The following is a 10,677-nucleotide window of genomic DNA, read 5'->3' as shown; positions in this document are numbered from 1 at the left end:
GCCGGGCCCTGCTGCCGCCCCTGCTGGCCTGCGGCGCGGCGGAGCGGCAGTCCCTGCTCACCGGCCTGGCCGGGGGCCGCATCGCCGCCGGACCTTCGGGGGCGCCCACCCGCGGGCGGCCGGACCTGCTGCCGACGGGGCGCAACTTCTACAGCGTCGATCTGCGTGGTCTGCCGACGGAGGCCGCCTGGGACCTGGGACGGCGCAGCGCCGAACTGCTGCTGCAGCTCCATCTCCAGGAGGAGGGGGACGACCTGCGCAGCCTGGCCCTCTCGGTCTGGGGCACCGCCACCATGCGCAACGGCGGTGAGGACATCGGCCAGGCCCTGGCCCTGATGGGCGTGCGCCCCGTCTGGGATGGCCCCACCCGCCGGCTGGTGGACGTGGAGGTGATTCCCCTGCGCCTGCTCGGCCGGCCGCGGGTGGATGTGACCCTGCGCATCTCCGGCCTGTTCCGTGATGCCTTTCCCCAGCTGGTGGGCTGGTTCAACCGGGCCACCCGCCTGGTGGCCGGCCTCGACGAGGCCCCCGAAGACAACCCCCTGGCGGCCTCGGCCCGGCAGGAGGGTCATGGGGGGCGCATCTACGGCTCAGCGCCCGGGGCCTACGGGGCCGGGCTGCAGGGCCTGATCGACAGCGGCCACTGGGAGGAGCGCGGTGACCTGGGCGAGGCGTTCCTGAACTGGAGCGCCTGGCGCTACGACGGTGATCCGGGCGACACCGCCGGCGGCGGCGCCATCAAGGCCAGGGCGGATCGGGCCGGGCTGGAACGGCGCCTGGCCTCGGTGCAGGTGGTGCTGCACAACCAGGACAACCGGGAGCACGACCTGCTCGATTCCGACGACTACTACCAGTTCCAGGGGGGGCTGAGCGCCGCCGCCGAGACGCTCCAGGGCCGGGCCCCCGCCCTCTGGTTCGGCGACCACTCCCGCAGCCAGCGCCCCCGGCTGCACCGGCTTGAGCGCGAGTTCGACAAGGTGCTGCGCTCCCGGCTGCTGAATCCCCGCTGGATCGCCGCCATGCAGGAGCACGGCTACAAGGGCGGCTTCGAGATGGCCGCCAGCCTCGATTACCTGTTCGCCTACGACGCCAGCACCGGGCGCGTCCCTGACTGGGGCTACGGCGCCATCAGCGCCGCCTGGCTGGAGGACGGGGCCGTGCGGGCGTTCCTGGGACGCGCCAACCCCTGGGCCCTGCGGGACATGGCCGAGCGGCTTCTCGAGGCGCACCATCGCGGCCTCTGGGACGGGGCCGATCCGGAGCGGCTGGAGCGGCTGCGGCAGCTGGTGCTGGAGAGCGAGAGCCTGGTGGAGCAGCGCTGAACCAGGCTCCCGGCGGCGCTGGGATCAGAGCTCCAGATCCCTCACCATGGAGCGGAACGGATCGGTGGTGCCGGGCTTGGCCGGCGCCTGGGAGCCTGCGGGCTGGCCCTGGGCCTCGGCCTCCTTCTGCTGCTTGGCCGCCGCCGGACCACCGGGCAGGTTGGTGGGGGTGACGGCCGCCCCCTTCATGCGCTGGCCGAGCTCGGCGGCGCTCATCTGCTGGGCGAAGGTCTTCTTGACGGGCTTGGGGATGCCGCCGGTGAGGTTGACCGACCCCTTTTCGGTGGGCTGGACGCCGGCCAGACCGGGGGTCATCTTCTCGACCCGGGCCTCCATCGAGGCCACCTCCGCCACCATCTCCTTGTCACCCGGGCTGTCGGCGTTGCCGGGGAAGGTGTGGCGGATCGTGTTGGACCGCTTCATGAACTTGACATCCCCGAGGCTGCTGGAGGCCTCGGGATCGAGGAAGAAGGTCTCGGCCTTGGGTTTGGCCTTGGCGGCAGCCTCGGGCTTGCTCACCGAAGCGGCACGGGAACCGAACAGACGATCGAACAGACCCATCGACGCAAGGAGGAAGGTGTCAGCAAACCCTAGCGGCCGCGGAGCACCAGCCCATGGGTATCCGTACCACAACTCATCAGAAGGCCCCGACGCTCCAGGTCGGCGGCGATCGCGTCGCACACCAGCGGCGTCGGCTGCCAGCGGCTCTGCATGGCGTAGTCGTACCAGACCTCGGCGCCGTCGAAGCCCAGATCCGCCGCCGCCGCGATCAGGCGCTGGTGGGGCAGCCGGTAGCGGGCGGGGTGGGCCAGCAGCACCAGGCCCCCGGCCGCGCGGATCGCCGTCACCACCGCCTCGGCCCGCAGGGCCGGCCCCACCACGGAGGTGCCCTGCAGGTAGGGGTGGAGGGAGGGGTGCTCCTCGGCGAAGCCCAGCCCGAGCACATGGACCAGGCAGCCCTCCAGCAGGCAGCTGATCTCCACCCCGCGCCAGAGGGTGGGGGTGGCCGCCCCCCGGCGGCGGTGGTCCTCCAGGGCGGCGCTGATGGCGCCATGGGCCGCCAGGCCGTGGTGGTCGGTGACGGCCAGGTGCTCCAGGCCGATGGCCACGGCCTCGGCCGCCAGATCCTGGGGATGGAGGCTGCCGTCGCTGCAGATCGTGTGGCAGTGGAAGTTGAACCGGTCCGGGCAGCTGTCAGCCCGCACCTGGCGCAGCACCGGGGTCAGGGGATGGGCGAGAGCCTCAGGCCGCAGCACCACCGCTCTCCTGCTGGGCCAGCCGTTCGGCGCGCAGCCGCCGCCAGCGGGCATAGAACTGGATCGAGCCGGCCATGAACACCACCAGGGCCACCAGGAACCAGGTGGCGGCACCGGTGGGGAACTGGGCCTTGAAGACCACCAGCATCACCACCAGCACCAGCATCAGGGTGGGGAGTTCGTTGAGAGCGCGCAGCTGGCGGCCGCTCCAATGGCATTCGCCGCGCTGCAGCTGGCCCATCAGCCGGTAGCAGAGGTGGTGGTAGACGAGCAGGCCCGCCACGACGGCCAGCTTGGCGTGCATCCAGGCCTGCTTCAACCAGGCCGGTTCCACCAGCAGCAGACCCACGGCCATGGTCACAGCCACCACCATGCCCGGGGTGGTGATGATGTTGGCCAGACGTCGCTCCATCAGCCCGTACTGCTCCTCGAAGGCCTGGCGAACAGGCGGCTCCAGCTCGGCGGCTTCCCGGTGGTAGATGAACAGGCGCACCAGGTAGAACAGCCCGGCGAACCACACCACCACTCCGACAATGTGGAGGGTCTTGAACCAGAGGTAGGCCTCGGGGGGCCAGGTCAAGGCGAGGGTCAGGGGCAGGGACAGCGTCATGTCAGGGCCCGAGGAAGCGCGTTGCGCGGCGGACCGCCAAGTTAGTCGCCGCCGGGTGGGCGGCGGCGAAGCTCAGCCCTCCCCCACTAGGCGGCAGCAGCGGCGGGCCACGGCGGCGCTGTAGGCCCGGTCCACGGGCCCCAGCCGCGGACTGATGGCGCCATCGCGGCAATCCACCACGATCCGTTCCCGCCGGCTCTCCTGGTCGCTGACCCGCAGCCTCAGCTGCCAGTGGTGCTTGGCGCTGCGGCTGATCTCGTCCCCGCAGACCGGACCGACGCACAGGCCCGGAGACGCCACCACCGGCGCCGGAACCAACGGCAGCAGCAGCAGGGCCATCAGCAGGCCAGCCCAGACCCCCGCTCCCCAGGCGCGCACGGCTGGCCTCATCCCGCCAGCTCCAGGGGTTCCCCCTGGGGGGCCTCGGCCTCATCGGCCCCGTCCATGGGGGGGTGGAAGTGCTCCCACACCTGCCGGGCCAGGGCCGGCCCCATGCCGGGGACGGCGGCGATCTGCTCGGGGCTGGCCAGCTGGATGGCGTCGATGGAGCGGAAGTGGGCCAGCAGGTCCTTGACGCGCTTGGGGCCCAGGCCGGCGATGTCGCTGAGGCGGGAGCGCTTCATCCGCTCCCCCCGCTGCTGACGGTGGAAGCTGACGGCGAAGCGGTGGGCCTCGTCCCGCAGGCGCCGCAGCAGCACCACCCCCAGCTGGTCGGCCTCGGTGTCGAGGGGCTGGCTGGCGCCGGGCAGGAACACCTCCTCCCGCTGCTTGGCCAGGGAGCACACCGTGAGCTCCTCGTGCAGGTCAAGCTCCCGCAGGGCCTCCATCACCGCCGACAGCTGCCCCTTGCCGCCATCGATCATCACCACGTCGGGCCAGTCGCTGAGGCCATCGGTGTGCAGGGCCGAGGCGCCGGCCTTCCGCAGGGCGCCCAGGTCGGCCCCCTCCGCCTTCGCCTGCGACCAGCGCCGGAAGCGCCGTCGCATGATCTCCGCCATGGCCATGAAGTCATCGGAGTGGCCGGCGCGGATGCTGCTGCTGCGGATCCGGTACTTGCGGTAGTGCTGCTTGGCCGGCAGGCCGTCGATGAACACCACCTGGGAAGCCACCGCATCGCTGCCCTGGATGTGGCTGATGTCGTAACCCTCGATCCGGCGCGGCGGCACCGGCAGCTCCAGCAGCTGGGCCAGGTCCTCGGTGGCCAGCAGCTGCTGCTCCGCCCCCCGCTGGGCCCGGGCCAGCTCGAATCCGGCGTTGCGCTCCACCAGCTCGATCAGATCCGCCTTCTGGCGCCGCTGGGGCACGGCGAGCCGCACCTTGCGGCCCCGCCGTTCCGCCAGCCAGTCGCCGATCAGCTCCTGCGCCGGCAGCGGGTGCTGCAGCAGCAACTCGGGCGGGATCTCCACCGGGTCCACCTGGCTGTAGTGCTCCTCGACCACCCGCTGCAGCACCTCCGCCGGGGTGGCGATCGCCGCGTCGGCGGTGTAGCCCAGGCGCCCCACCAGCTTGCCGGCGCGCATCTGGAAGATCTGCACGGCCGCCACCCGCTCGTCCGACGCCAGGGCGATCACATCGCGGCTGATGGAACTGTCCCCCAGGCTCATCTTCTGGTCGGCGGTGAGCAGGTCGAGGCCCTGCAGCTGGTCGCGCACCCGGGCGGCGGCCTCGAAGTCGAGCCGCTCGGCATAGCGCTCCATCTGCCGCCGCAGCAGGTCCAGCAGTTCATCGTTGCGGCCCTGGAACACCATCGCCACCTTGCGCAGGATGCGGTGGTACTCCTCGGAGCCGATCTTCTCCTGGCAGACCCCGGGGCAACGGCCGATGTCGTAGTTGAGGCAGGTGCGGTCGCGGTAGAGGGGCTGGGGCCGCTGGCGCAGCGGAAACACCCGCTTGACCACGGCCAGGGTGCGGCGCAGCAGGCCCACATCCACGTAGGGCCCGTAGAAGCGGTCGAGGGGGCTGCGCAGCCGGCGGCGGCGGGTGATGAAGATGCGGGGGTAGGCCTCGCTCCAGGTGATGCAGAGGTAGGGGTACTTCTTGTCGTCCTTGAGCAGGACGTTGAAGTGGGGCTGGTGGTTCTTGATCAGGTTCGACTCGAGCGCCAGCGCCTCCGCCTCGCTGTCGGTGACGATGAACTCGATCTCGCAGACCTGCCGCACCATCAGGGCGATGCGCGGGCTGATGTCGTGGGAGTCGCGGAAGTAGCTGCGCACCCGCGCCCGCAGGCTCTTCGACTTGCCGATGTAGAGGATGCGGTCGCTCGCATCCCGCATCAGGTAGCAGCCGGGCTCCGCCGGCAGCTCCCGCAGCCGGGCCGAGAGCCGCTCGCGCTGCAGCAGCAGCGGCCCGACGACGTCACCGCCCGAATGGCCGCTCGGCGTGCCACCCGGAGTGCCGACCGGAGTCGCAACCGGTTCAGCCATGGCGGAGCCTCAACCGCCGTACTGCCAGCCCGTGGCGGCCAGTTCCAGGGCGGCGGCGTCGCGGTGCAGGGTCGCCGACTTCACTTCCCCCACGAAGACGGTGTGGTCGCCATGGGCCACCTGGCCCACCAGGGTGCACTCCACCGCCCCGAGAGCGTCGTCGAGCACCGGCAGGCCGAGGGGACCGAGCTGGAACGGGGCGGCATCGAAGCGTCCCCCCACCCCCTTCTGGGGTTTGAAGAACACCGCCGCCAGGTCCTTCTGATCGGCGGCCAGCACGTTGAGGGAGAAGCGGCCGCTGCGCTGGATCATGCCGTTGCTGGTGGAGTCGGCGCGCACCGCCATCACCACGAGGGGGGGCTCGAAGGACCCCTGGGTGACCCAGCTGGCGGTGAAGCCGTTGACCTCGTCGCCTTCGGCCACCCCGCAGATGAACACACCGTGGGGGATCTTGCGCAGCAGCGTCTTCTTGGCGGCCGCGTCCAGGGCAACGTCGGTCATGGGGTGGGCGGCAGGGATCAGGCGACTCTAGGAACCCGGCCGCGCCCGGGAACCCGCCCGGGCCCTCCTCCATAGGCTGGGGCGATGCGAGCCCTCTACCCCGGCAGTTTCGATCCCCTCACCCTGGGCCACCTCGACCTGATCGAGCGGGCGGCCGGCCTCTTCGACGGGGTCGTGGTGGCGGTGCTGATGAACCCCTCCAAGCAGCCCGCCTTCCCCCTGGAGCGGCGGCTGCAGCAGATCCGCTGCGCCACCGAGGGAATCGCCGGCATCGAGGTGGGCCATTTCGACGGTCTCACCGTCACCTACGCCCAGGCCTGCGGCGCCCAGGTGATTCTGCGGGGTCTGCGGGCGATGAGCGACTTCGAATTCGAGTTGCAGATCGCGCACACCAACCGGACCCTGGCCCCCCGGGTCGAAACCCTGTTCATGGCCACCGCAGCGCACCACAGCTTTCTCAGCAGCTCGGTGGTGAAGGAGGTGGCCCGCTTCGGCGGGGACGTGGGTCACATGGTCCCGCCGGGAGTGGCGATCGACCTGGAGAGGCTCTTTAATCGACAGGCAGCTCCCGAAACCCGATATGGCTGAGGTCCGCTTCACCGTTCTCGATCAGCTGGATCAGCTGGAGGACATCGTTCTCGACGGCAGCCGGATCCCCTTCAGCGGTGGCCGTCTGGTGAACGAGCAGGACGCCATCGAGATGATGGATGCCCTGCGGGAGGCCCTGCCCGGGCAGATCTCCCAGGCTGAGGACCTGATCCGCCAGCGGGAGGGCTTCATCGAGAAGGCCCGGCTGCAGGCCGAGGAGATCGTCACCCAGGCGCGGCGCGAGCGGGAGCAGCTGATCAACGCCGCCGCCATCCGCCAGGAGGCGGAGCGCCAGGTGACCGAGCAACGGGAACTGGCCCGCCAGCAGTGCGAGCAGATGGTGCTCCAGGCCCGCCAGCAGGTGGCCCAGACCGAACAGGAACACCAGGCCCGGATGGCCCAGTTCGAGCAGCAGTTCGCCGGCCGCCGGCAGCAGCTGGAGCAGGAGGCCCAGCAGCGGCGCCAGCAGCTGGAGCAGGAGGCGGCGGAGCGCAACCGCCAGCTGCTGGAGCAGCACGAGCGCAGCCGGGCCCAGGCCCTGCAGGAACTGGAGGGCATCCGTCAGGAAGGGCTGCGCATCCAGCGGGACAGCCAGGCCGAAGCCGAGCGGCTCCATGCCGACGCCCTCCAGTTCCGCCAGCAGACCCAGCAGCAGTGCGATGCCCTGATCGCCCGCAGCCGCCAGGAGGCGGCCACCATCCAGGAGGGCGCCAACCGTTATGCCGAGCAGGTGCTGGGCGAACTGGAGGTGCGCCTCAAGGAGCTCAGCCAGGTGGTGCTGGGGGGCCGGCGCGAGCTCGTGCGGCTGCAGGCCCAGGACACCCAGGCCGCCAGTCGCCCCCCCGAAGCCCCCATTCCCCTGGAGAACGCCGCCGTCGATCGGGCCCGCCGCGCTGCCGGCCGTCTCCGTCGGGCCGCCAGCCGGGGGCTGGCCAGCTGAGGCCGCCGCCTCAGCGCCGGCTCAGATCGCCGATGGGCAGGCCCCCACGGCCTGCACCTCCCGCAGGACGCGGCCGATGGTGGTGTTCGGAGCCCCTGCCCCGGCAGAGACGGCGCTCACGTACCGGGGACCGTCCGGCGTCTGGAGCACGCCGCTGATCGACCGCACGCCGGTGAGGGTGCCGGTCTTGGCGAACAGACGGCCATCGAGGCTGGTGCCCTTGTAGAGGTTGCGCAGGGTGCCGCGGCGTCCGGCGATGGCCATCGAGCTGATGTAGTCCCTGGAATAGGGGTGGTGGTCCATGCGCAGCAGCAGGGCCACCAGGAAGCGGCTGGTGACCCGGTTGGCGCGGTCGAGGCCGCTGCCGTCAGCCACCCTGACCCCCTCCATCGGCAGCCCCTGTTCGCCCAGCCAGAGCATGTTCAGGCGGCTGGCCTCGGCCACGTCCCAGGTGCCGGCCGCCTGGCGCAGCAGCACCTCGGCGGTGAAGTTGTGGCTTTCGGTGTTGGCCAGGCTCAGCAGGCCATGCATGGAGGTGGAGGGTTCCTGGTGGATCAGCACGGCATCGGCGGGGATGGGCTGGCGGGCGGACACCAGGGTCAGCTGCAAGGGCGATCCTCCGCCCTGGTTCATGGCCCGACGCAGCAGGGTCTGCAGCCGGGAGGGGGGATTGCTGACTGCGTCGTCGATGGCGTTGCTGGTGATCGCCAGCCGGGTGATCGGGGCCCCGTAGGCGTAGGCCCGGTCAGCCACGTGCCAGCCACTGGGCCACCAGTTCTGGGAGGCTTCCTCCGCCAGTTCCAGCCGCACCGGACCACCCCCCGGGACGGTGGCGGCGCCGGCGGCCATGGCCAGCTGGGCGAAGCGCTGCAGCTGGGGCAGGGCCAGGTCGGGGTCCCCCTGCCCCGTGAGCCGCAGGGTGCCGTCCTGGAGACGCCAGAGCTGGGTGCTGAGCCGGTAGTCGGGGCCGAGGCGATCGAGGGCGAAGGCGCTGCTGACCAGCTTCTGATTGGAGGCCGGCACCCGGGGCTGGCGGCCGTTGACGTCGGCCAGCAGGCGGCCGCTGCCATCGGCGACGCTGACGCTCCAGCGGGAGCGCTCCCCGCCCAGCACCTGGGTGACCTGCCGCTGCAGGCTGGGGCAGCTGACCTCACTGGCCAGCCGCGGCATGCCCACCGGGGGGGGCGCCGGCGGCAGGGTCGCCATCGGCAGGGGGCGCTCACTCCGGGCCGAGGGCAGGGCCGGTGCGGTCTGGGCCAGGGCCGCCGGGCCCGCCGATCCGGTGCCGGCGGCGACCAGCAGCAGGGTCGCCAGCCCCAGGGGATGGCGGTGGCGTCGGTGGCCGGGGCGGGCGGAGGCGGTCATGTCAGGAGGTTCCGAGTTTCAGGCCCGTGACGGTGCCGTTGAAGCGGTAGTTGGTGCCCTCCAGCTCCACCGGGGCGCCGATCTTGATCGTCTGGTTGCCGAAGACCACCCCACCGGCCGTGCGGCGGCCCTGGCCCTCCAGGACGAAACGACCATCGAAGGTGCTGAAGGTCTTCTGATTGGGATCGGGGGCGCTCACCACCTTTCCGTCGGGGGTGAGGGTGGAGATGATGCGATCGAAGGGGATGATCTGCTTGACCGCCACGCTGCCGTGGGGCTGGTTGCGGATCACGATCGCCACCTTGCCTTCGGCCCGGGCCTGCTCCAGCAGCTCCAGCGGTGCGGCGGCGGGGGCACCGCGCACATCCACCATCACGGTGACGGGCTCGAGGGCGCCGGTGGCCTGGGCCACCGCCCCGCTCAGCCGGGGGCTCCAGATCACGCCCCCGATCGCCAGCAGGGCGGCGGCGGCGGCGCCGACGTCGACGAGGCTGAAGGAACGGGACCGGGACGATTCGCTGGGCATGGGCATGGGAAAGCCCGCGAAGTGTACGCAGCCTTTCCGGGATCCACCAGCCGCCCCGGCCGGCCCGCTCCCGACAGGGGCCTCAGTTCTGCAGGTCCTCGATCATCTGGCCGAGGGCCCGCAGGTTGCCGCCCAGACCGGCCTCTTCACGGCCGCTGAGGGCCAGGTCCTGCTGCTCCGCATCGGGCTTCTGCTCGAAGCTCGCCGCCAGCCGGAAGCCGTCGGGGTCGAGCCGGTACAGCTCCCACTCGCCCGGGTAGGCGCAGCGCAGGGCCCGGTCGGCCTTGGGCAGCAGGGCATAGGCGGCGCGCCAGCCGGCCAGGAAGCCACGGCGACGCTGGCGCGCCACACTGCCGATGCCCACGGCGGCATCCTCCAGGGCGGGATTGATCAGCACCACCGCGTCGCCGTGGCCGCCGCAGACCTCCTCCACCAGCTCGTACTCCGCCTGGCTCGCCCCCACCAGCAGCAGCACGCCGCTCGAGGGGCCCTCCTGCTGGCGCCGCCGCTGGTCGGAGAAGCTGCCGATGTGCTCGGCCAGGGCCGGCGCATCCCGGCGTGCCAGGGCGGTGGCACCGGCATCGGGAAACAGCAGCCGCACGCCGGGGCGCTCCGCCATCAGCCCCTCCAGCAGCCGCAGCACCACGGGCATCAGGCGCAGCCCTTCGAAGCGGAACTCGACGGTCCAGCGGCCCCCCGATCCGGCCCCCAGGGACGCCTGCAGGGCCTGCAGGGCTTCGGCTTCGGCGGTGCGCAGGTCGGCGGGCAGCATCGGCGGGCGGCAGGGCTGTCCGGACCCTACCCAGGCGCTTCCGCCACCCTGCGGCGGGCCTGTTCCAGGGCCGCCGGCAGTCCGGCCAGATCATCGGGGCTGTTCCAGGGGCCCAGGCTGATCCGCAGGCCGCTGGCCGCCTCGGCGGAGCCGTAGCCCATGGCGAGCAGCACGGCACTGGTGCCGGCCGTGCCCGCGGCGGCCCCGGCGCTGGTGCAGGCCGATCCGCTGCTCACCGCGTAACCCCGGCGGGCCAGCTCCCGCACCAGCCGCCGGCCGCCCAGGGGCCGGCCATCCGGCCCGTCCACCAGCAGGCTGATGTGGTGCGGCAGGCGTCCGGCGGGGTCGTCCGGCTCCGGACCGCTCAGCCGCAC

Annotated in this window: 12 protein-coding genes and 1 pseudogene; 3 read left to right on the top strand and 10 right to left on the bottom strand. The window is 71.9% G+C overall.

Annotation, left to right across the window (positions count from 1 at the left end; all coding sequences use genetic code 11):
• Window positions 1–1,322 (top strand): cobaltochelatase subunit CobN (locus tag KBY81_RS15170; protein ID WP_254976952.1); only part of this gene is annotated, 1,322 nt, incomplete at its 5' end.
• 24 nt (window positions 1,323–1,346) lie between these two features.
• Here KBY81_RS15170 and KBY81_RS15165 read toward each other — a convergent pair.
• From KBY81_RS15165 to KBY81_RS15140, 6 genes are all read right to left on the bottom strand, one after another.
• Window positions 1,347–1,883 carry a hypothetical protein gene (locus KBY81_RS15165; protein WP_106220004.1) on the bottom strand — a complete coding sequence of 179 codons (537 nt, stop codon included), beginning with the start codon at window positions 1,881–1,883 and terminating at the stop codon, window positions 1,347–1,349.
• Between the two features lie 29 nt (window positions 1,884–1,912).
• Window positions 1,913–2,578 carry a PHP domain-containing protein gene (locus KBY81_RS15160; protein WP_106220215.1) on the bottom strand — a complete coding sequence of 222 codons (666 nt, stop codon included), beginning with the start codon at window positions 2,576–2,578 and terminating at the stop codon, window positions 1,913–1,915.
• On the bottom strand, window positions 2,565–3,188 hold the full coding sequence (gene hemJ / locus KBY81_RS15155; RefSeq protein ID WP_219903922.1) for a protoporphyrinogen oxidase HemJ: 624 nt from the start codon (window positions 3,186–3,188) through the stop codon (window positions 2,565–2,567). Before hemJ ends, KBY81_RS15160 begins: the two co-directional genes overlap by 14 nt.
• A 72-nt stretch (window positions 3,189–3,260) precedes the next feature.
• On the bottom strand, window positions 3,261–3,578 hold the full coding sequence (locus tag KBY81_RS15150; protein ID WP_106220005.1) for a hypothetical protein: 318 nt from the start codon (window positions 3,576–3,578) through the stop codon (window positions 3,261–3,263).
• Window positions 3,575–5,611, bottom strand: a complete 2,037-nt coding sequence (gene uvrC, locus KBY81_RS15145) for an excinuclease ABC subunit UvrC (RefSeq protein WP_254976951.1) — start codon at window positions 5,609–5,611, stop codon at window positions 3,575–3,577. The genes KBY81_RS15150 and uvrC overlap by 4 nt, the downstream gene beginning before the upstream one ends.
• Before the next feature lie 9 nt (window positions 5,612–5,620).
• Window positions 5,621–6,112 (bottom strand): flavin reductase family protein, encoded by a 492-nt coding sequence (locus tag KBY81_RS15140; protein WP_106220006.1) that lies wholly within the window; start codon window positions 6,110–6,112, stop codon window positions 5,621–5,623.
• Between the two features lie 84 nt (window positions 6,113–6,196).
• Here KBY81_RS15140 and coaD point away from each other — a divergent pair, with 84 nt between their 5' ends.
• A complete protein-coding gene (coaD, locus tag KBY81_RS15135; protein ID WP_106220007.1) occupies window positions 6,197–6,700 on the top strand; it encodes a pantetheine-phosphate adenylyltransferase in 504 nt (167 codons plus the stop codon).
• Window positions 6,693–7,640, top strand: a complete 948-nt coding sequence (locus KBY81_RS15130) for a hypothetical protein (protein ID WP_106220008.1) — start codon at window positions 6,693–6,695, stop codon at window positions 7,638–7,640. The genes coaD and KBY81_RS15130 overlap by 8 nt, the downstream gene beginning before the upstream one ends.
• A gap of 21 nt (window positions 7,641–7,661) precedes the next feature.
• On the opposite strand, the gene KBY81_RS15125 is transcribed toward KBY81_RS15130, so the two are convergent.
• From KBY81_RS15125 to KBY81_RS15110, 4 genes and pseudogenes are all read right to left on the bottom strand, one after another.
• Window positions 7,662–9,005, bottom strand: coding sequence for a D-alanyl-D-alanine carboxypeptidase/D-alanyl-D-alanine-endopeptidase (locus tag KBY81_RS15125; RefSeq protein WP_254976950.1), 1,344 nt, complete (start codon window positions 9,003–9,005; stop codon window positions 7,662–7,664).
• Between the two features lies 1 nt (window position 9,006).
• On the bottom strand, window positions 9,007–9,531 hold the full coding sequence (locus KBY81_RS15120; protein ID WP_315858533.1) for a DUF4330 domain-containing protein: 525 nt from the start codon (window positions 9,529–9,531) through the stop codon (window positions 9,007–9,009).
• An 82-nt stretch (window positions 9,532–9,613) separates the two neighbouring features.
• Window positions 9,614–10,303 (bottom strand): DUF1995 family protein, encoded by a 690-nt coding sequence (locus KBY81_RS15115; RefSeq protein WP_254976948.1) that lies wholly within the window; start codon window positions 10,301–10,303, stop codon window positions 9,614–9,616.
• Between the two features lie 26 nt (window positions 10,304–10,329).
• Window positions 10,330–10,677 (bottom strand): annotated as a pseudogene (locus KBY81_RS15110) (cysteine desulfurase); the annotation flags it as partial.

This window comes from Cyanobium sp. Lug-B (assembly GCF_024345635.1).
GTDB classification, from domain to species: Bacteria; Cyanobacteriota; Cyanobacteriia; order PCC-6307; family Cyanobiaceae; genus Cyanobium; species Cyanobium minutissimum.
The sequence above is the reverse complement of the archived record's forward strand: the minus strand, read 5'-3'. Positions and strand labels throughout refer to the sequence as shown.